17 protein-coding genes are annotated in these 18,826 nt (G+C 72.4%); 3 read left to right on the forward strand and 14 right to left on the reverse strand.

Features of this window, described 5'->3' with window-relative positions; translation table 11 throughout:
* Positions 1 to 12: 12 nt before the first annotated feature.
* From ACIREI_RS43365 to ACIREI_RS43380, 4 genes are all read right to left on the reverse strand, one after another.
* Positions 13 to 585 carry a helix-turn-helix domain-containing protein gene (locus tag ACIREI_RS43365; RefSeq protein ID WP_403345558.1) on the reverse strand — a complete coding sequence of 191 codons (573 nt, stop codon included), beginning with the start codon at positions 583 to 585 and terminating at the stop codon, positions 13 to 15.
* On the reverse strand, positions 582 to 743 hold the full coding sequence (locus ACIREI_RS43370) for a hypothetical protein (RefSeq protein WP_403345560.1): 162 nt from the start codon (positions 741 to 743) through the stop codon (positions 582 to 584). The genes ACIREI_RS43365 and ACIREI_RS43370 overlap by 4 nt, the downstream gene beginning before the upstream one ends.
* Positions 744 to 1,291: 548 nt before the next feature.
* Complete coding sequence (locus tag ACIREI_RS43375) at positions 1,292 to 1,918, reverse strand: hypothetical protein (RefSeq protein ID WP_403345562.1); 627 nt, start codon at positions 1,916 to 1,918, stop codon at positions 1,292 to 1,294.
* Positions 1,919 to 2,449: 531 nt separating this feature from the next.
* The gene (locus tag ACIREI_RS43380; protein WP_403345643.1) at positions 2,450 to 2,602 is read right to left on the reverse strand and encodes a hypothetical protein; all 153 of its coding nucleotides are present in this window, start codon (positions 2,600 to 2,602) and stop codon (positions 2,450 to 2,452) included.
* Between the two features lie 173 nt (positions 2,603 to 2,775).
* Between ACIREI_RS43380 and ACIREI_RS43385 the strand changes: the two genes are divergently transcribed.
* The gene (locus ACIREI_RS43385) at positions 2,776 to 4,827 is read left to right on the forward strand and encodes a phosphocholine-specific phospholipase C (protein WP_403345564.1); all 2,052 of its coding nucleotides are present in this window, start codon (positions 2,776 to 2,778) and stop codon (positions 4,825 to 4,827) included.
* A 27-nt stretch (positions 4,828 to 4,854) separates the two neighbouring features.
* Here the strand turns inward: ACIREI_RS43385 and ACIREI_RS43390 are convergent, their stop codons facing one another.
* Positions 4,855 to 5,847 (reverse strand): DMT family transporter, encoded by a 993-nt coding sequence (locus ACIREI_RS43390; protein ID WP_403345565.1) that lies wholly within the window; start codon positions 5,845 to 5,847, stop codon positions 4,855 to 4,857.
* On the reverse strand, positions 5,844 to 6,650 hold the full coding sequence (locus ACIREI_RS43395; protein WP_403345566.1) for a phosphatase PAP2 family protein: 807 nt from the start codon (positions 6,648 to 6,650) through the stop codon (positions 5,844 to 5,846). The genes ACIREI_RS43390 and ACIREI_RS43395 overlap by 4 nt, the downstream gene beginning before the upstream one ends.
* A 243-nt stretch (positions 6,651 to 6,893) precedes the next feature.
* Between ACIREI_RS43395 and ACIREI_RS43400 the strand changes: the two genes are divergently transcribed.
* Positions 6,894 to 7,508 carry a TetR/AcrR family transcriptional regulator C-terminal ligand-binding domain-containing protein gene (locus ACIREI_RS43400; RefSeq protein WP_403345568.1) on the forward strand — a complete coding sequence of 205 codons (615 nt, stop codon included), beginning with the start codon at positions 6,894 to 6,896 and terminating at the stop codon, positions 7,506 to 7,508.
* 154 nt (positions 7,509 to 7,662) lie between these two features.
* Here ACIREI_RS43400 and ACIREI_RS43405 read toward each other — a convergent pair whose 3' ends face one another.
* From ACIREI_RS43405 to ACIREI_RS43415, 3 genes are all read right to left on the reverse strand, one after another.
* Complete coding sequence (locus ACIREI_RS43405; RefSeq protein WP_403345570.1) at positions 7,663 to 8,658, reverse strand: DUF2510 domain-containing protein; 996 nt, start codon at positions 8,656 to 8,658, stop codon at positions 7,663 to 7,665.
* Positions 8,659 to 8,733: 75 nt separating this feature from the next.
* The gene (locus tag ACIREI_RS43410; protein WP_403345572.1) at positions 8,734 to 9,888 is read right to left on the reverse strand and encodes an anhydro-N-acetylmuramic acid kinase; all 1,155 of its coding nucleotides are present in this window, start codon (positions 9,886 to 9,888) and stop codon (positions 8,734 to 8,736) included.
* Positions 9,889 to 9,892: 4 nt separating this feature from the next.
* The gene (locus ACIREI_RS43415; protein WP_403345574.1) at positions 9,893 to 11,164 is read right to left on the reverse strand and encodes an MFS transporter; all 1,272 of its coding nucleotides are present in this window, start codon (positions 11,162 to 11,164) and stop codon (positions 9,893 to 9,895) included.
* A gap of 206 nt (positions 11,165 to 11,370) precedes the next feature.
* Between ACIREI_RS43415 and ACIREI_RS43420 the strand changes: the two genes are divergently transcribed.
* Complete coding sequence (locus ACIREI_RS43420; protein ID WP_403345576.1) at positions 11,371 to 14,043, forward strand: ATP-binding protein; 2,673 nt, start codon at positions 11,371 to 11,373, stop codon at positions 14,041 to 14,043.
* Positions 14,044 to 14,127: 84 nt separating this feature from the next.
* On the opposite strand, the gene ACIREI_RS43425 is transcribed toward ACIREI_RS43420, so the two are convergent.
* From ACIREI_RS43425 to pcaH, 5 genes are all read right to left on the reverse strand, one after another.
* Complete coding sequence (locus tag ACIREI_RS43425; protein WP_403345578.1) at positions 14,128 to 14,919, reverse strand: SDR family NAD(P)-dependent oxidoreductase; 792 nt, start codon at positions 14,917 to 14,919, stop codon at positions 14,128 to 14,130.
* A 70-nt stretch (positions 14,920 to 14,989) separates the two neighbouring features.
* Entirely contained in the window at positions 14,990 to 16,114 is a 1,125-nt protein-coding gene (gene pcaD, locus ACIREI_RS43430; RefSeq protein ID WP_403345579.1) for a 3-oxoadipate enol-lactonase, read from the reverse strand.
* On the reverse strand, positions 16,111 to 17,442 hold the full coding sequence (pcaB, locus tag ACIREI_RS43435; RefSeq protein ID WP_403345581.1) for a 3-carboxy-cis,cis-muconate cycloisomerase: 1,332 nt from the start codon (positions 17,440 to 17,442) through the stop codon (positions 16,111 to 16,113). The genes pcaD and pcaB overlap by 4 nt, the downstream gene beginning before the upstream one ends.
* Positions 17,439 to 18,044, reverse strand: a complete 606-nt coding sequence (pcaG, locus tag ACIREI_RS43440) for a protocatechuate 3,4-dioxygenase subunit alpha (RefSeq protein WP_403345583.1) — start codon at positions 18,042 to 18,044, stop codon at positions 17,439 to 17,441. Before pcaG ends, pcaB begins: the two co-directional genes overlap by 4 nt.
* 6 nt (positions 18,045 to 18,050) lie before the next feature.
* Positions 18,051 to 18,824, reverse strand: a complete 774-nt coding sequence (gene pcaH, locus ACIREI_RS43445; protein WP_403345585.1) for a protocatechuate 3,4-dioxygenase subunit beta — start codon at positions 18,822 to 18,824, stop codon at positions 18,051 to 18,053.
* Positions 18,825 to 18,826: the final 2 nt, after the last annotated feature.

The following is an 18,826-nucleotide window of genomic DNA, read 5'->3' on the forward strand; positions in this document are numbered from 1 at the left end:
GGACGGCGGCGCTCATGGCCGTTTCCTCGTGTCGCGGGCCGGGCCGTGGTTGTGCTGGGGCCGCATGGGGGTGCCTGCTTGGTGCAGGAGCCGGTAGACCGTGGCCACGGAGTAGTTGCAGTCCTCAGCGAGCTCCGGCACGGTGGCTCCGGCCTCGTACCGCGCCCGCAGGGACCGCGCGAGCCTCTGCCGCTGAACGGCCCGCGCCGCGGCGCGTATCCGCAACGTCTGCTGCGGGGTGCGCACAGCGCCGCCGGCCTCGATCAGCAGGCGTCGGGCAGCACGCCTCGTCCCAGCCCCCGCCGCGGCGAGCTCGGTGAGGGTCGCGCCACGCTGCTCGTACAGGGCGCGCAGGTGGGCCGCGAGACGCTGGCGCGCCTGTGGATCCTGGCGCATCCGGCGGGTCTGCCACGACGTACGCATCTCGGTCCCGGCCTCGTGCAGCCGGTTGAGGACCGTGCCGTACGACAACCCACTGGCGGCGACGAGTTCCTCGACCGTGGCACCGGACTCGTACTGCTTGCGCAGGGACTCGGGCGTCACCACCTTGCTCGCATCGGAGGTGACCGGGGGCTCTGGGTTCATGCTGCGGACTCCCATTCGCTGAGGGCTTCGGCATGGGCGGCGGCCAGCTCGTCGTAACTGCGCTGGTCGGCAGGGGTGATGAGGATCAGGCGGCCGTCGGTGGCGACCCGCCAGTCGGCGGCCGGACGCCCTGTGACCGGGTCGAGGGACACGCCCATCCGGGGAGTGCCACGTCGGCGGGATCTCGTCGGGGCGGGGCGCCGGCACGAGGACCTGGCGGCCGTCGCGGACGATCACCACGGCCTTGCTGCGGTGCTCCGACAGCCGCTCCAGCGCCTCCCGGTACGCCGCGCGCTCGACAGCGTGCAGCGCCTTGCGCCGGGCCGCGACGCCCGTGGTTCCATGCTGCTCTGCGACCGAGTCCCAACCCTGAGCCGGTTCTGCGATCTCGTTGGTCACTGCATCTGGAAGGCCGTTACCGAAGCCCTCCAGCGCGCGAGGCGCGAGGCTCCAGGTCTCTCCGCTGTGGTGCACCAGGCCGTGGTCGGCCAGGCGACGCAAGGTCCGGTAGGCGGTGGCCCGGGACACCGACGCCGAGCCGACAAGCTCGCCGACGGTCTGGGCCGGCCGGGCATGCAGCGCGCCAATGATCACGAGGGCGGAGCTGCCCAGGCCGTGGTGGGCGAAGGCGTCGTGGCCCATCAAACGGCCGATGACGGTGGAGTCGATGTCGGCCGCCACGCCTGTCTCAGGGGTGGGCCACTCCTCAGGTGCCGGGTCGGGGGGGGTACTGAGTGGTCCGGAAACGAGACAACGGAACAGGGACGCCATGGCGGTGGGCGCCACCGTCGCCGAGGTACCAGGTGGAGCCCTCCCGGCCATGGCCGACCCGCAGGCGGCGCAGCCACCCGCGCGGCTTGAGAAGGGTCTCGTAGACCACCCGCAGCGTCGTCCGGGAGATGCCTGCTTCCTCGGCGGTCTGCCGCTCACTGGCGTGGTGCAGGGGCCCGCCCGCGATCTCGGCGAAGTTCAGATGCGCCCGCAGCACCCGCAGCGCGGTTCGCCCCCGCTCCCCGCGCCAGGGCGTCGTCTCGATCCGGTCCCGCAGCGCGGCGAGAACCTCGTACGCCTGCTGGCGCGACTCCACGACCCGCGTGCTGGCGACCGCGGCCGAGGCGCTGGCCCACACCCGGCGGATGTAGTCCAGGGCGCGCGCCTGCCCGGAGCGCAGCGCGATGTGCTGGACGTGCCGACCGCCTTCATGGTCGGGATGAAGCAGCAGCCGGGTCAGCTCATCGACGGCTCCGCCGGCGCGGGCGACGTGACAGGCGATGGCCGCCGTGATCCTGTGCCCGTGCTCGGCCGCACCCTGACGGTCCGTACGGAGGACCACGGTCCGGGCGTCGGAGCCGAGCCTGCTGTAGCTTCCCGTCGCATACCGGCCGGTGAGGTCTCCGAGCAGGACAAGGTCAGCCGCAGCCGGAGGCAGCCGGTGAAGGCCCAGTCGCTCGCTCGGGTGAAATGTCCGTCGGGATGGGTCTGCCTGGTAGGTGTGGTGTGGCACTGTGGGGTCGTCTCGCAAGGACGTGGACGCCACCCAGGCCCGCTAAAACCACGGGTGGTGTCCGGGACCGACCTCCAATCGGTGCCAAGCGAAGCCTCCAGGATGGCCGTCCTGGAGGCCTTCGTATGCCTGGCTCCTCAGTGGAGGCAGGCGTCCCCATCGCGACTCGACCGAGATCGACGCGGAGCGCCTCCAGAGGAGTCCTGACCCGCTCGGCACCGCCCCGACCTCGGCCGATTCGGGGCCAAACAGAGGGCGATTGCCTCTGACCGGCTCCGAGCAGCTGGGGTCGAACCGGGGTCGAATCAGAGCGGTTTCCTCTGACTGCCTCCGATCGCCTCTGCAACCCGACCTAGCAGGTCACAACCGGTCCGATCCCGGAAACCCGCAGGTCAGAAAGGTGCTCCAGGAATACCAGTCGTACCACTCCACGGCGTTGCCGACCGAGGCGGCGAGGAGCTGGCGTACGGGCCGTGCAGCCGGCGGGGAATCCGTGCGCGTCGTCTCTGTCATGATCGCGACCATCCCCGCACCCCGGCCCCGGCACACCTGTCGTACCGACGACTTTCACACGAGCGCCACCAGACCCTTCCCTGACGTTTGGTGCTCCTGGAACACTCCTTCCGCGCGCATTCCGTCACCAACGGCCGGTCAAATCACCCTCTATGGGAAGAGGTCCCTCGCTCATGCCCGAAGTCAACCGGCGCCGATTCCTGCAACTCGCGGGCGCGACCACGGCGTTCACCGCTCTGTCGAGCTCCATCCAGCGGGCCGCCGCCATCCCGGCGAACCACCGCACGGGGTCGATCGAGGACGTCGAGCACATCGTCGTCCTGATGCAGGAGAACCGTTCCTTCGACCACTACTTCGGCAAGCTGCGCGGCGTCCGCGGCTTCGGCGACCCGCGCCCGGTGAAGCTGGACAACGGCAAGTCGAACTGGCACCAGTCGGACGGCACCAAGGAGATCCTGCCGTTCCACCCGGACGCCGACGACCTCGGCATGCAGTTCCTGGAGGGCCTGCCGCACGGCTGGACCGACGGCCAGCAGGCCTACAACGGGGGCAAGTACGACCAGTGGATCCCGGCCAAGGGCACCACGACCATGGCGTACCTGACCCGTGAGGACATCCCCTTCCACTACGCCCTCGCCGACGCCTTCACCGTCTGCGACGCCTACCACTGCTCGTTCATCGGCTCCACCGACCCGAACCGCTACTACATGTGGACGGGCTACACCGGCAACGACGGCACGGGTGGCGGCCCGGTCCTCGGCAACGACGAGCTCGGCTACGGCTGGACGACCTACCCCGAGCGCCTGGAGCAGGCCGGCATCTCGTGGAAGATCTACCAGGACATCGGCGACGGCCTGGACGCGGCCGGCTCCTGGGGCTGGATCGAGGACGCCTACCGCGGCAACTACGGCGACAACTCGCTGCTGTACTTCAACAAGTACCGCAGCGCCCAGCCCGGCGACCCCTGGTACGACAAGGCCCGCACCGGCACCGACGTCAAGAACGGCGACGGCTACTTCGACCGGCTGAAGGCCGACGTCAAGGCCGGCAAGCTGCCGCAGATCTCCTGGATCGCCGCCCCCGAGGCCTTCTCCGAGCACTCCAACTGGCCCTCCAACTACGGCGCCTGGTACATCGCCCAGGTCCTGGACGCCCTCACCGCCAACCCCGAGGTCTGGTCCAAGACGGCCCTGTTCGTCACGTACGACGAGAACGACGGCTTCTTCGACCACGTGGTGCCGCCGCTCCCGCCGAAGGGCGCATCGCGGGGCAAGTCCACGGTCGACGTCTCGCTCGACCTCTACCCGGGCGACAGCAAGCGCCCGGCAGGCCCCTACGGCCTCGGTCCGCGCGTGCCGATGCTGGTCGTCTCGCCGTGGAGCAAGGGCGGTTACGTCTGCTCCGAGACGCTCGACCACACCTCGATCCTCCAGTTCATGGAGCGCCGGTTCGGCGTCAAGGAGACGAACATCTCCCCGTGGCGCCGGGCCATCTGCGGCGACCTGACCTCGGCCTTCGACTTCTCCCGCAAGGACAGCCGCCCGGCCGCTCTGCCGGGGACCGACGAGTACGAGCCGCAGGACCGCGAGCGTCACCCCGACTACAAGCCGACGCCGCCGGCTGACCCGGACATGCCGGGACAGGAGCGCGGCCTGCGCCCCGCCCGCCCGCTGAAGTACGCCCCGTACGTGGACGGTTCCGTCGACGCGGCGGCCGGCAGGTTCACGCTGGCCTTCGCCTCGGGCGCCAAGGCCGGGGCCGCCTTCCACGTGACGTCCGGCAACCGCACCGACGGCCCCTGGACGTACACCACCGAGGCCGGCAAGAGCATCGCGGACACCTGGAACTCGGCGTACTCGAACGGCTCGTACGACCTGACGGTGCACGGCCCGGCCGGCTTCGTGCGCTGGTTCAAGGGTTCGAACAAGGCGGCCGGTCCCGAGGTCACCGCCCGGCACACCGGCGACGACATCGAGCTGACCTTCACCAACAAGGGCACCGCCGCGGTCCGGCTGAAGCTCGCCAACGGGTACGGCCCTCGCCCCACGACGGTGACGGTGCGGCCCGGCGCCACGGTGCGGCGCACCGTCGACCTGGCGGTGAGCCGGCGCTGGTACGACCTGACCGTCACCTCCGACGCGGACCCGGCGTTCCTGCGCAGGTTCGCCGGGCACGTGGAGAACGGGCGGCCGGGTGTGAGCGACCCGGCGATCATCACCGAGTGACCGTCCGCGACGGACGGACCGCTCGGATCAGAGCGGTGTGAGGTGCCCCGGCTGCGGTTGCCGGGGCATCAACGCCGGTTCCTGCGCCGCCGACTCGGGCTTCAGGGCCAGTACGGCTGCCACGGGGTGCTCGTCGTCGGTCTCGCGGGAGGGCGCGACATCCGGGTCGGGGGTGAGGGCGCCTTCGGGCGCGAGGCCGGGTTCGGGTGTCGCCCGGGTGAGCAGCACCACACCCCAGGACGCCAACCCCGCTCCGGCCAGCGCCAGCAGGATGCCGGCCGCACCGCCCTGCAACCGCTCGCCGAGCAGGACGAGCCCGATCACCGCGGCGGCCAGCGGGTTCGCCAGCGTCACCACCGCGAGCGGGGCGCCGAGGCCGCCCCGGTAGGCGGTCTGCGACAGCAGCAGCCCGCTCGCCGCGAGGGCCGCGACCAGCAGCGCCACCCCGGCCACCTGGAGGCTGAGCAGCGGGGCGGAGTGGTCGGTCAGGGCCACCGTCACGGTCTGCGTCAGCGCCGAGGCCACCCCGGAGGCGAAGCCGGACGCGGCCGCGTGCCGCAGCCCCGGCCGGGCACCCGGCCGCGACAGCATGCCGATCAGCGTCACCGTCACCGCCGCCACCGCCAGCGCCTCGGATGTGCTCAGCACCTCGTCGGGCGCGTGTCCCGACGCCGTGACGAGGATCGCGGCCAGGCCGACGAGCGTCAGCGCCGTACCCCGCCACTCGACCGCGCCGACCCGCCGCCCCGCTATGCGCGCGCCCAGTGGCACCGCGGCCACCAGGGTGAGCGCGCCGAGCGGCTGTACGACGGTCAGCGGACCGTACTTGAGGGCCACCACGTGCAGCAGCGCGCCGGAGCCGTTGAGCAGGACCGACCCCCACCAGGCGCCGGAGCGCAGCAGCCGCAGCGTGCCCGATCCCGGGGCGCGGGAGGCCAGTCGCTCCTGGGCGACGGCCGCGGCGGCGTAGGCGACGGCGGAGAACAGGGACAGGAGGACAGCGAGAAGGGTGGCGTTCATCGGCCCGCTCCCACGAGTGCGGCTTCCTCGTCCCGGGCCGCCGGGACGAGCTTGTCGGCGCCGCGTCCGGCCGTAGTCGCCGTGCGCTGCGGCAGGTTGATCACCGCGAGCGCGATGCCGAGCATGGCCGTCGCCACGATCGCGTCGAGCCAGTAGTGGTTGGCCGTGCCCACGATGACCAGCAGGGTCGCCAGCGGGTGCAGCAGCCACAGCCACCGCCATCGCGACCGGGTCGCCGCGATCAGGCCGATCGCCACTATCAGCGCCCAGCCGAAGTGCAGCGACGGCATCGCCGCGAACTGGTTGGAGAGGTGGTCGGTCTCGGGCGAGCCGTACACGGAGGGGCCGTAGACCTGCCCGGTGTCGATCAGGCCGGTCGCGGCCAGCATGCGCGGCGGGGCCAGCGGGAACGTCAGATGCACGACCAGGGCGGCCGCGGTGACCGCGGCGAGGATGCGGCGGGCCCAGACGTAGTGCGCGGGGCGCCGCAGGTAGAGCCAGATCAGGAAGGCCGCGGTGGCCGGGAAGTGGATGGTCGCGTAGTAGGTGTTCGCGACGTGTATGAGCGTGTCGCCGTGCAGCAGCAGGTGCTGCACCGAACCCTCGCCGGGCAGCTGGACGGCTCGTTCGAGGTCCCACACCCGGTCCGCGTTGCGGAAGGCCTCGGCGGTGTGGCCCGTGGCGAGCTGCCGGCCGAACTTGTAGACGAGGAAGAGCCCTACGACGAGCAGGAGCTCCCGGACGAGCGGAGGCCGGGCTGTCGCGTGGGTCTTCGCCCGAGGAGGCTCGGTGTGGCCATTCATTCCCCCGGCCCTTTCGCTGACGGTGGGTGGTGCTGGGTGGTGCCGCGTGGTGCTGGAAGTGGCACTCATCGATACGGCGACGTACCGAAACGCCCCTGTACCGAAACGCCCCTGTACCGATACGACACTGTACCGATACGGGAGCGTTCCGGTACAGTGGCGTTTCGATAGACGTACGACACACTGGAAGCACGGCCTCCCGCCCCCTGCGAGGCCGCCGCACAGAGTGAGGAGAAGGGTCCGATGACGTCGCAGGCCGCGGACGGACCGGAGACGGTCGCCGCCTCGCGCCGCTCCAAGATCACGCCCGAGCGTGAGCAGGAGTTCTTCGACGCCGTGCTCGAACAGATCCGCGCGTGCGGCTACGACTCCGTCACCATGGAGGGCGTCGCCGCCAGCACACGTTGCAGCAAGTCCACGCTCTACCGGCAGTGGAAGACGAAGCCGCAGTTCGTGGCGGCCGCCCTGCGCGCCTGTCGGCGCACCCGCTTCGAGGGCATCGACACCGGCACCCTCGCCGGCGACCTGTGCGAGGCCGCCAGGGCCGCGGGGGTGTGGTCGGGCAGGGATACCCGGCTCTTCCAGGCGCTCGGCCATGCCGTCATGCAGGACTCGGAACTCCAGCAAGCCCTGCGTGAGGCGCTCGTCGACCCCGAGCTCGACGCGCTGAAGGAGATCCTCCGGCGCGGGGTCGAGCGGGGGGAGGTCGCCGCCGACCATCCGGCGCTGGAGTACATCCCGGCGCAGATCTTCGGCGTGCTGCGGGCGCGGCCCGTCCTGGAGGGGGAGGACGCCGACCCCGACTACATCGTCCGGTTCGTGCGGGCCGCCGTACTGCCGGCGCTCGGCCTGACCTGAGACTCAGGCCGCCGTCCACGGGATGACTGGACGGTGACCTGTTCCGCGCCGCACCGTGGGGACGGGGGCGGCGCGCACCCCCCGGCCGGGTGGGGTTCCTCTTGAGCGGAGGGGCGCCCCACCCGGCCGCTTCGTGTCCGGGAAAGACAGCGGCTCAGATGTCCTGGCCGTTGCCGCCACCGGTGGACACCTTGATGCCCTTGGTGATCTCGTCGATGACCGACTGCTCCCCGGCGTCCACGCCGATGCGGACCACGACGATCTGCTGCTCACTGACTGGCGAGGGGAAGGCGAGCGACTGGACGTAGCCGTCGGCGCCCTTGCTGGTGACCGCCTTCCAGCGGACCAGATAGCCCTTCTGCCCGGCCACGGTCACCGCCTTGGAGGCCAGCACCTCGTGCGAGGTGATCTCTCCGTACCCCTTGCCGTAGGACTCCTCGGCGTTCGCCGCGATGTCCGCCTTGGCGACCTCCTCGGCCGTGTCGCCCTTGGTGCGGAGCGCGAGCGCGGGCGCCGAGTAGGCGCCGCCCTTCATGCAGGTCTGGGAGGTGTCGGAGGGGCACTTGTACGTCTCGTTCGACGCCACCTGCGCTCCCCAGTTGATCTGCTGGCCGTACCAGCCGTCCGGGATGGCGATGCTGATCCCGCTGACCGGGTCGGTCACCGAACCGCTCTCCACCTTCGGCGCCTCCGACTGACCGGGGGAGGGGGACTCCCCGCCGGAACCGCCGCCGCTGCTCCCGCCGGAGTCCCCGAACGGGCCGCCCTGACCGCCACCGGGCCCACCCTGGCCACCCTGCCCGCCAGGGCCCTGCTGCTGGGAGTTGGCGCTGCCGCCGCCCGAGCCGTCGTCGGCGGTCAGCGCGTACACGCCGACGCCGATGCTCGCGAGGACCACCGCGGCCACTCCCACGGCTATGCCCGTGCGCAGGCCGCTCCGCCCGCCCGACGGCGGTCGGCCGGGATAACCCGGATGCACCGGATACGCGCCGTCGGCCGTCAGCTGCTCCGGAGGACCCCATACGTCGGCCGACCCCGCGGGCCGGACCTGGTCCGTCCATGCCTTGCCGTCCCACCAGCGCTCGGTGGGCGAACCGTCACTTTTCTGGCCCGGGTCGGGATACCAGCCGGGAGGAGTCACCTGCGTCATGGGTCCACCGTATGAGGCCTCGGTGAAAGTCGGATGAGAGGATCCGGCGCCGACGCTTCGAAATTCCGGCCCGAGTCACTCCAGGACGAGCCGAACGGGCCGCTCCCGGGCGGGCGGCGGCAGCCGCAGGCCGTCCCGGCCCGGGGTGATCGAACCGAGCACGCGCGCGTGCCGGGCGCCCGTGGCCGCCGGATCGGTGCCGGGCAGTCCGTGCGCGGTCAGAAACCCCAGTACGGCGAAGGCGTACGCCTCCTTCGCGGCCGACGGCAGCCCCAACTCGTCGGAGGGACGCAGCGCCACCCCCGGCAGCCGCTCCCCGAGCATGCGCATCAGTACGGGGTTGCGTGTCCCGCCACCCGAGGCGATCACCTCCGTCGCGCCCACCGCACGCACGGCGTCGGCGACCGTGCGGGCCGTGAGCATGCTCAGGGTGGCGACCACGTCCTCGGCCGTCAGCGTCCCGAACCCGGCCAGGACCTCCCGCAGATAGCCGAGGTGGAACAGCTCCTTGCCCGTCGTCTTCGGCGCGGGCTGTGCGTAGTACGGCTCCTCCAGCAGCCGTCGCAGCAGCGGTTCGTGGAGCGTGCCGCGGGCGGCCAGCGCGCCGTCGACGTCGTACGCGAACCGCCCGCCGTCGAGTCCGCTCGCCGCCGCGTCGATCAGCGCGCACCCGGGCCCGGTGTCGAAGGCCGTGCCGTCCGGCGCGGTGAGGTTGGCGATGCCGCCGAGGTTGAGGGCGACCGGCGTGCCCGGCCGGCCGCGCAGCCACAGCAGGTCGACCAGGCTGACCAGCGGCGCGCCCTGCCCGCCGGCGGCGATGTCGCGCGGCCGGAAGTCGGCGACCACGGGCAGCCCGGTCGCCTCGGCGATCCACGCGGGCTGCCCGAGCTGCAGTGTGCCGTGCACCTGCCCGTCCTCGGCCCAGTGGTACACGGTCTGCCCGTGCGAGGCGATCAACTCGCCCCGCCCGCTGCACAGTTCACGATCAGCCCGGACGGCCGCCGCCGCGAAGGCCTGCCCGATCCGCGTGTCGAGCCGGCACACCTCGGCCATGGAGGTGGTCCCCGGCGGCAGCGCCGCCGCGAGCGCCTCCCGCAGCCCGTCGTCGTACGTCTCGCTCACCAGCCCCAGTGGCCCGAGGACGAGGCTGTCGCCGACGAGGTCCAGCTCGGCCGCCGCCGCGTCGATGGCGTCGTACGACGTGCCCGACATCAGGCCGATCACCCGCATGTGCTCAACTTGCCTTCCTCCACGGCGACTTGGCCAAAGCGAGGACGCTCACCGCGCACGTCGCCGCCGCGTAGTACGCGGGGATGTCCACGCTCCCCGTTCGTTCGATCGTCTCCGTGATGATGAGCCCGGCACAGCCCGAGAACACCGCATTGGACAGGGCGTAGGCGAGTCCCAGCCCCGTGTAGCGGACGTTCGTCGGGAACAGCTCGGCGAGCATCGCGGGGCCGGGGCCGGCCATCAGCCCCACGACGGCACCCGCGCCGCACACCGCCGCGCCCTTCACGGTGAGGGAAACGCCCGGGTCCTGAAGGAGGTTGAGCAGCGGCACCGCGAGGACCACCACCAGCACCGCCCCCGCCAGCATCACCCTCCGCCGCCCGAGCCGGTCGCTGAGCCATCCCGCCGGCAGGATCGTCCCCGCGAACCCCAGGTTGGCCAGCACCGTGGCGATCAGCGCCTGCTGGAAGGTCGCGTCCAGCGTGGACTGCAGATACGAGGGCAGCACGACCAGGAAGGTGTACCCGGCCGCCGCCCACCCCATGATCCGCCCGGCGCCCAGCGCGATCGCCCCGGCCACCTCGCGCAGGGGCGGCCGCTCGGCCTCCCGCTCCTCCCGGAACGCGGGCGTCTCGTCCAGCCGCAGCCGCAGCCACAGGGCGCCCAGCCCCAGCGGCAGCGTCAGCAGGAACGGCAATCGCCAGCCCCACTCGCCCAGTTGCCGCTCGGTCAGCACGGTGGCCAGCAGCGCCGCCGCACCCGCACCGCCCAGCAGCCCCAGCGCCACGGTGAACGACTGCCACGCCCCGTACAGCCCTCGCCGCCCGGATGGCGCGAACTCGGTCATCACCGACACCGCCCCGCCGAACTCGCCACCCGCCGACAGCCCCTGAAGCACCCTCAGGAACGTCAGCAGCCACGGGGCGAGGGCGCCGACCGTGGCGTACGTCGGCAGCACACCGATCAGCGTCGTCGCCCCCGTCATCAGCGTGATCACCAGGATCAGCACCGGCCGCCGCCCGATCCGGTCGCCGAGCCGGCCGAACAGCGCCGCGCCGACCGGCCGGAAGAAGAACGCCAGCGCGAACGACGCGTAGGTCTTCACCAGCGCCTCGGCCTCGCTGCCGCCCTCCGGCGTGAAGAAGCGCGCCGCGATGATCGTCGCGAAGTAGCCGTAGACACCGAACTCGTACCACTCGATGAAGTTGCCCACCGACCCCGCGACCAGGGCCTTGCGGGACCGGACCGTGTCTCGGTCATGGGAAGCCAGCGTCATGCCCCTGCCTCTCGACTACCGTTCGGCCGTGGGTTCTTGACTATCCGTAAGTAACAGCGTGGCAGGTCGCGGGCCCTGCGCGTCGCCCGCCCGCACCCGCTGTCACCCGTCACGGCAACAGGTGCCCCGAGCGGCCTCCGCTCAGACAGCCGGACGGCTACGCTCGACGTCGGTACGTCGTTCGGGCGACTCTGGGAGGTAGCGGGATGACGGAGGTACGGCCCACCCAGGCCGCCTCGGCCTCCCTGTGGGAGCGCGACGAGGAACTCGCCGCCGTCGAGCGGGCGCTCGACACCCTGTGCGCCGACCAGTCCTCCACGGGCAGCCTCCTGGTACTGCGGGGCGAGGCCGGACTCGGCAAGACCGCACTGCTGGCACTGACGCGCCGCCTCGCCGAGGCACGCGGCTGCACGGTGTGGTCCGCCCGCGGCAGCGAGACCCTGAGCTCCGTTCCCTTCAACGTCGTACGGCAGTTGCTGCAGCCCGCCCTGCTGTCGCTGATGCCGGAAGAGGCGCGCGAGTACCTCGGCGACTGGTACGACATCGCCGGACCGGCCCTCGGCATAGCGGACCCCGGCGAGCGCCAGGCCGACCCGCAGGGCGTGTGCGACGGTCTGGTGGCCGCCGTGCGCAGGCTGGCCCGGCGCGACTGGCCGCTCGTGCTGCTGGTCGACGACGCCCACTGGGCCGACCAGGAGACCCTGCGCTGGCTCGCCGCGTTCGCCGAGCGCGTCGGTGAGCAGAACGTCCTGCTCGTGGTCGCCCGCCGCCCCGCCGAGGTCAGCGGCGACAGCGCCCGCCACCTCGACGCGATCGCCGCCGCGGGCAGCTCCGTCGCCAACCTGAGCGCCCTCACCCCGGACGCGACCGCCGGCCTCACCCGCGCCACCCTGGGCCCGCACGCCGACGACCCGTTCTGCCGCGAGGTCTGGGCCGTCACCGGCGGCAACCCCTACGAGACCGTCGAACTCCTCGCCAAGGTGCAGGACAGCGAATTCGAACCGACCGAGTCGGCGGCCGGTGAACTGCGCACCCTGAACCGCGCGGCGCGCGGCGGCGGCCTCGTCACCAGGCTCAAGGGCCTCGGCGTCGAAGCCACCCGGTTCGCCTGGGCGGCCGCCATCCTCGGCACCGAGATCACCGTGGACCTGGTGGCGGAGCTGGCCCAGATGAGCACCGAGGACGCCGGACGGTGCGCCGAACTGCTGCGCACCGCCCGCATCCTCACCGAGCCCGACCCCGCCAACCCGCAGGGGGACGACGGCGACCTGCAGTTCGTCCACCCCCTGATCGCCTCCGCCGTCTACAACTCCATCCCCGACGCCCTGCGCACCGCCATGCACGGCATCGCCGCCCGCGTCGTCACCGACAACGGACGCGGAGCCGCCGTCGCCGCCCGCCACCTCCTGGAGGTCCACCCGGACCACGACGAGGAACTCGTCGAGCAGCTGCGCGAGGCCGCCCGCGAACACCTGGCCGTCGGCGCCCCCGACGCGGCCCGCCGCTGCCTGGAGCGCGCCCTGCTGGAACCGCCCGCCCCCGACGCCCACGCGCGCGTGCTGTACGAACTCGGCTGCGCCACCCTGCTCACCGCGCCCGCCACCACCATCGACCACCTCCGGACCGCGCTCGCCCTGCCCGGCCTGGACGGCGGTGAGCGCGTCGACGCCGTCTGCCGCCTCTCCCAGGCACTGCTGCACAACGACCAGTTGGAGGAGGCGATCCGCACCGTCGAGGCGGAGGCCGCCCGGCACCGGACAGGCCCCGCCAGAATGCGGCTCCAGGCCGTGCAGTACATGTGGGAGAGCCTCCACGCGGGCGAGACGACAGCACCGAACCTCCGGGAGCGACTCGCCGAACTCGCCCGGACCTGCACCGGCCGGGACAACTCCGAACGCGCCCTGCTCATGCTGCGCGGCTTCGACGCCATGGCCCGCGGCGAGAACGCCGAGGAGGTCGTCGAGGTGTGCGACCGCGCGCTCGTCAACGGCCGCCTCGCCCCGGGACTCGGCTGGACCGACACCGAGTGGGGCCCCGAGATCATCATGATGCTGGCCTGCGCGTACGCCTACACGGACCGGCTCGACCGGGCCGAGGCCCTGTACGTGGACGCCCTGCGCACCTGGCAGACGGCCGGCTGGCGCGGCGGCCACCTCGCCCTCGGCCACGCCTATGTCGGACTCGGCCACCGCAGGCGCGGCCGGCTGCGCGAGGCCGAGGCGTCGATGCGTCAGTCACTGGAGTTCGCCGAGCGCGTCGGCCGACGGCTGCCCCTGCACTGGTCCGCCACCAGCAACCTCGTCGACACGCTGCTCGCCCGCGGCCATGTCGACGAGGCCTGGGAGATCGCCGAGCACCACGGCTTCGCCGCACCGTACCCGGCCACCCTCGTCCTGCCCGACCCGCGCTCGGTCCGCGGCCGCCTGCTCCTCGCGGTCGGCCGCACCCAGGAGGGCATCAACGAGCTGGAGGAGGCGGCGAAGGTGGCGGCCGTCCGCGGCCACCACAACCCGGTGATGGTCCCCTGGGCCGTCGAACTGGCCCGTGCCCTGGCGAACGTGGACCCGGCGCGCGCCGCCCGGCTCGCCACCGACGCCCGCCGGCACGCCGAGCGCTTCGGCACCGACACCGCGATCGGCGAGGCCCTGCGGTGCGCTGCCGCGTTGGAGAGCGGGCAGCGGGCGGTACGGCTCGCCGAGCAGGCGGTGGCCTATCTGGAGGCTTCGCCCTGCCAGTACGAGCACGCGGTCGCTCGGGTGGAATACGGCATGGCTGCGCGCTCCTCGGCCGAGCTTCAGCGGGGGCTGACGCTGGCGAGGTCGTGCGGCGCGGACGGGTTGGTGGCACAGGCGGAGGCGGCGTTGGCCGCAGTGCCCTAGGGGCGCGGGGCTGCATCGATCTGCGGCTCCGCCACGTGGGCGCGACCAGCCACGCGGATGCGCAGACGAATGACGAAAAAGCGGTCAGATCTTGAGCAGCTGTTCGGTGACCGTTGCCAGCCGTGCTCGTACCTGCGGGTCGTACGTTCCCGCGTGCGCCCGCGCCGGCGAGGTTCCGTCGTAGTAGCCGCCCGTGCCGACGTCCCGCGTGGCCAGCGCCAGTACGCCCGCCGCTCCGTCGGCGACCGTGTTCCAGGGCGTGACGCCCGCCTCGCGGACCATGGCCGTGTCCATGTAGGTGGCGGGGTGCAGGACGTTCACCGAGACGCCGGTGCCGACCAGCTCCTCGGCGAGGGTGAACGTGTGGGCGGCGAGGGCGAACTTGCTGCGGCAGTACGCCGAGACGCCGCTGTAGCCGCGGGTCAGCTCGGGGTCGTCGAGGTCGAGGGGCTCCTGGCCAGCCGAGCCGACGTTCACGATCCGCGCGGGCGCGTTCGCGCGCAGCACGGGGAGCAGGGCGCGGGTCAGCGCGACCGGCGCCAAGTAGTTGACGGCCAGGCGGAGTTCGTGTCCGTCGGCGCTGAGTTCCCGCCCGGCGCCGCGTGGTCCGCTGCCCACGCCCGCGTTGTTGACCAGCACGTCGAGCTCGGGGCGCGCGTCGGCGACATGCGCGCCCAGCTCCCGCGCCTGGTCCAGCGAGGCGAGGTCCGCCACGAACCCCTCGGCGTCGCCCTCGGCCCGCAGCTCCTCGACGAGCTTCTCGGTACGGTCGGCGTCGCGCCCGTGCGCCAGCACGACGTGCCCGGCACGGACCAGCTCGAAGGCGATGTGGCGGCCGAGCCCGGAGGTGGCGCCGGTGATCAGAACGGTCGACATGCCTCCACCGTAGGCACGCGGGGGAGGCATGTGCGAGGTGCTGCTGAAGCTACGACCAGCAGGGTCACCCTCAGCCGCCGGGCTCCTCCTCCGCCAGCACCCGCTGGGCCGCCGCGAACGCCGAGTTCGCCGCCGGAACCCCGCAGTACACGGCCGTCTGCAGCAGTACGGCCCCGATCTCCTGAGGCGTCAGCCCGTTGCGCCGGGCCGCCCGCACATGCATGGCCAGCTCGTCGTAGTGGCCGTGCGCGACCAGGGCCGTCAGAGTGATCATGCTGCGCTCGCGTCGGGTGAGCGTCGGGTCGGTCCAGATCTCGCCCCAGGCGTAGCGCGAGATGAAGTCCTGGAAGCGCGCGGTGAACGCGGTCTGCCGGCCCTGTGCCCGGTCGACGTGCGCGTCGCCGAGGACCTCGCGCCGCACCTCCATACCCCGCTTGGCGCCGCCGTCGAGGTGCGCCCGCAGCGCCGTCAGCACAGCCTCCGGACACTGGGCCGGCGCCAGGTGCGAGGCGCCCGGGATCTCGACGAGCGCGGCTGCGGGCACGGCGTCGGCGATCTCCCGCAGGTGAGCGGGCGGGGTCGCCGGATCGTCGCGCCCGGCGATCAGCAGCGAGGGCGCGGTGATGGACGGCAACTCGTCCCGCAGGTCGAACGCGGCCAGCGCGTCACAGCAGGCGGCGTACGCGTCCGGATCGGCGTTCCGATGGTCGGCGACCAGCTCCGGCACGGTGAACCCGGGGGTGAACCATCGCGCGTTCGCGCTCTCCGCCAACCCGGCCAGCCCCTCGCGCCGTACCAGCGCGGCCCGCTCCTCCCACGGCTTCGAGCCGTTGAAGTGCGCCGACGAACAGATCACGGCCAGCGAGGAGACCCGCTCCGGATGGTGCACGGCGAGGTGCAGCCCCACCGCACCGCCCAGCGAGACCCCCGCGTACGCGAACCGTTCGACGCCGAGCGAGTCGGCGAGCGCGAGAACCAGGTCGGCGAGGTCACCCACCGTCGCGCCCGCCCCGATCAGATCGGCCGTCGAGCCGCCGTGGCCCGGCAGATCCCAGCGGACCACCCGATGGGTGATCGACAGCTCGGGCGCGACCTTGTCCCACAGGGCGATCGAGGTGCCGAGCGAGGGCCCGAGCAGGAGCGGGGGTGCGGAAGTGGGCCCTTCGGCACGGTGGTTGAGGACTTTGCTGGTCAATGTCGCTCCAGAGCACGGTCGGTGAGGGCTCCGGCGGAGCCGGTGTAGCGGGCGGGGTCGGTAAGTTCGTCGAGGTCCACGTCCTTCAACTCCGGTGTCTCGGCGAGCAGTTCGGCCAGGAGCCGTCCCTCGGAGTACGCGCGCTTCGCGAGCTCCGTGAGCAGCGCCTTGGCGCGGGCCCGGCCCAGGATCGGCGCCAGCTCGGCGGACAACCGCTCGGAGACCACCAACCCGTGGGTGAGATCGAGGTGTTCGCGCATGGCGTCCGCGTTCACCCGCAACCCCTCGACCAGTTCGGCGGCGTCGTGGGCCGCGCCGCCGACCAGCCGGAGCAGGTCCCTGAGCGGCTCCCACTCGGCGTGCCACGCCCCGGCCGGCCGCTCGTCCTCGGCGACCATCGAGCCGTACAGCGTGGCCGCGAGCTGCGGGGCCCGCCGGGCGGCGGCCGCGACCAGCGTGGACCGTACGGGGTTGGCCTTGTGCGGCATGGCCGACGAACCGCCCCCGCTGCCCTCCGCGAGCTCGGCGATCTCGGTACGGGCGAGGGTGAGGACATCGTTGGCGATCTTGCCGAGTGCCCCGGCCGTTAAGGCGAGGCAGCCGGCGAGATCGGCGATCGGTGTGCGCAGGGTGTGCCAGGGGAGGACCGGCGCGTCGAGGCCGAGCTCCCGGGCGAAGGCCGCCGTCAGGGCCGGGGGGTCCTGGGCGCCGTACGCCGTGAAGGCAGCCAATGTTCCGGCGGCGCCACCGAGTTGGGCGGGGAGGTCGTCCCGTACCTCGACGATCCGGTCCCGCGCGTCCAGCACCAGCGAGCGCCACCCGGCCGCCTTCAGGCCGAACGTCGTCGGCACGGCGTGCTGAGTGAGCGTCCGTCCCGGGAGTGCGGTGTCCCGGTGCTCGGAGGCGAGCCGGGCCAGCGCCAGCTGGACGCGGTGGAGGTCCGCCAGCACGAGGTCGAGCGTGCGGGCCGCCACCAGCATCGTCGCCGTGTCCAGGATGTCCTGGCTGGTCGCACCCCGGTGCACGTACGGGCCGTACTCCTCGCCGACCGCCGCGGTGAGGTCGGCCACCAGGGGGATGACGGGGTTGCCGCCGCCACGCGCACGCTCGGCGAGGGACCGTACGTCGAAGCGTTCCGTGTGGGCCGCCGCGGTCACCGCGTCGGCCGCCCCGTCCGGGGCGAGACCCAGCCGGGCCTGCACCCGGGTCAGTGCGGCCTCCGCGTCCAGCAACGCCTGGAGGTAGGCGCCGGCGGTGGTCGCGGAGGCGGCGGGGGAGCCGGCCCACCCGGGGGCGAGCAGGCCGGCGTCGGAATCGGCAGAAGTCACTGGAACTCCAGGAAGACCGTCTCGCCCTCGCCCTGAAGGCGGATGTCGAAACGGTAGGTGCCGTTACCCTGCTCCTCGGCGATCAGCGTGTCGCGGCGCGCCGGATCCACCCGGGAGAGCAGGGGATCCGCGGCGAGCGCCGCCTCGTCGCCCGGCAGGTAGATCCGGGTGAACAGATGCACCAGCAGCCCGCGCGCGAAGACGCACACGCTGATGTAGGGCGCGCTCTGCCCGCGCGCCCCGGGCCGCAGCGTCCGCGCGCTCCAGTGGCCGTTGGCGTCGGTCTGGATCCGGCCCCAGCCGGTGAACTCCACGCCGTTGCGGCCCAGGAAGCCGCCGCTCGCCGGGTCGCGCCGCATCGAGCCGTCGACCTGCGCGACGTTGCCGTCCGGGTCGGCACCCCACAGCTCCACGAACGCGTCCGGCAGCGGGTTGCCCTCGCCGTCGTGGACGTACCCCTGGAGCGCGATCGTGTCGGGGTGGCCGATCGGGGCGATGTCGCCGCCGCCGGGGAAGGGCAGGGCGTGGCCGTAGAAGGGGCCGACCGTGTGCGACGGGGTCGGGAGCACGGTCTCCGGACGGCTCGTGTCGATCTTCGTCATGGCAGGTCAGCGCCCTTCTTCGATCCAGGTGGCGTTGGGCCCGTCGAGAACGATGTCCCAGTGGTAGCCCATCGAGAACTCCGGCACCGACAGGCTGTGGTCATACGTGGCGACCAGCCGCTGGCGGGCCGCGTCGTCCGTCACCGACTGGATGATCGGGTCGTACGGGAACAGCGGGTCGCTCGGGAAGTACATCTGCGTCACGAGCCGCTGGGTGAACGCCGTGCCGAAGAGCGAGAAGTGGATGTGCGCCGGTCGCCAGGCGTTGACGTGCTGGCGCCACGGGTACGGGCCCGGCTGGATGGTGGTGAACTCGTAGAAGCCGCCGCCGTCGGTCAGCGTGCGGCCGACGCCCGTGAAGTTCGGGTCCAGCGGGGCGTCGTGCTGCTCGCGCTGGTGGGCGTAGCGGCCGGCCGAGTTCGCCTGCCAGATCTCGATGAGCTGGCCGCGGATCGGACGCCCGTCACGGTCCAGAAGGCGGCCGGAGACGGTGATCCGCTCACCGATCGGCTCGCCGTTGTGCTGCCTGGTGAGGTCGTTGTCGATCTCGGTGATGTCCCGCTCACCGAAGGCGGGGGAGGACAGCTCCACCAGCTCCGGGTCCTTGCTGACGTCGATCGCGACGGGCGGCTGCTTGGGGTGGCGCAGGACCGAGGAGCGGTACGGGGCGTAGTCGCGCCGCGGCTGGTGCTCGACGGGGGCTCCGTCGGCGACCCGCTTCTCGTACGCGGCGTGCTCAGCCGCGATCTCCTGGTCGATGTCGTGTTGCGTGAGAGTCATGA

It is taken from the genome of Streptomyces sp. NPDC093591, assembly GCF_044764885.1.
Taxonomy (GTDB): domain Bacteria; phylum Actinomycetota; class Actinomycetes; order Streptomycetales; family Streptomycetaceae; genus Streptomyces.

Coding starts and splice junctions, on each gene's coding strand:
- ACIREI_RS43365 (WP_403345558.1), bottom strand. CDS start 585: ATGAACCCAGAGCCCCCGGTCACCTCCGATGCGAGCAAGGTGGTGACG.
- ACIREI_RS43370 (WP_403345560.1), bottom strand. CDS start 743: ATGGGCGTGTCCCTCGACCCGGTCACAGGGCGTCCGGCCGCCGACTGG.
- ACIREI_RS43380 (WP_403345643.1), bottom strand. CDS start 2,602: ATGACAGAGACGACGCGCACGGATTCCCCGCCGGCTGCACGGCCCGTA.
- ACIREI_RS43385 (WP_403345564.1), top strand. CDS start 2,776: ATGCCCGAAGTCAACCGGCGCCGATTCCTGCAACTCGCGGGCGCGACC.
- ACIREI_RS43390 (WP_403345565.1), bottom strand. CDS start 5,847: ATGAACGCCACCCTTCTCGCTGTCCTCCTGTCCCTGTTCTCCGCCGTC.
- ACIREI_RS43395 (WP_403345566.1), bottom strand. CDS start 6,650: ATGAATGGCCACACCGAGCCTCCTCGGGCGAAGACCCACGCGACAGCC.
- ACIREI_RS43400 (WP_403345568.1), top strand. CDS start 6,894: ATGACGTCGCAGGCCGCGGACGGACCGGAGACGGTCGCCGCCTCGCGC.
- ACIREI_RS43405 (WP_403345570.1), bottom strand. CDS start 8,658: ATGACGCAGGTGACTCCTCCCGGCTGGTATCCCGACCCGGGCCAGAAA.
- ACIREI_RS43410 (WP_403345572.1), bottom strand. CDS start 9,888: ATGCGGGTGATCGGCCTGATGTCGGGCACGTCGTACGACGCCATCGAC.
- ACIREI_RS43415 (WP_403345574.1), bottom strand. CDS start 11,164: ATGACGCTGGCTTCCCATGACCGAGACACGGTCCGGTCCCGCAAGGCC.
- ACIREI_RS43420 (WP_403345576.1), top strand. CDS start 11,371: ATGACGGAGGTACGGCCCACCCAGGCCGCCTCGGCCTCCCTGTGGGAG.
- ACIREI_RS43425 (WP_403345578.1), bottom strand. CDS start 14,919: ATGTCGACCGTTCTGATCACCGGCGCCACCTCCGGGCTCGGCCGCCAC.
- pcaG (WP_403345583.1), bottom strand. CDS start 18,044: ATGACGAAGATCGACACGAGCCGTCCGGAGACCGTGCTCCCGACCCCG.
- pcaH (WP_403345585.1), bottom strand. CDS start 18,824: ATGACTCTCACGCAACACGACATCGACCAGGAGATCGCGGCTGAGCAC.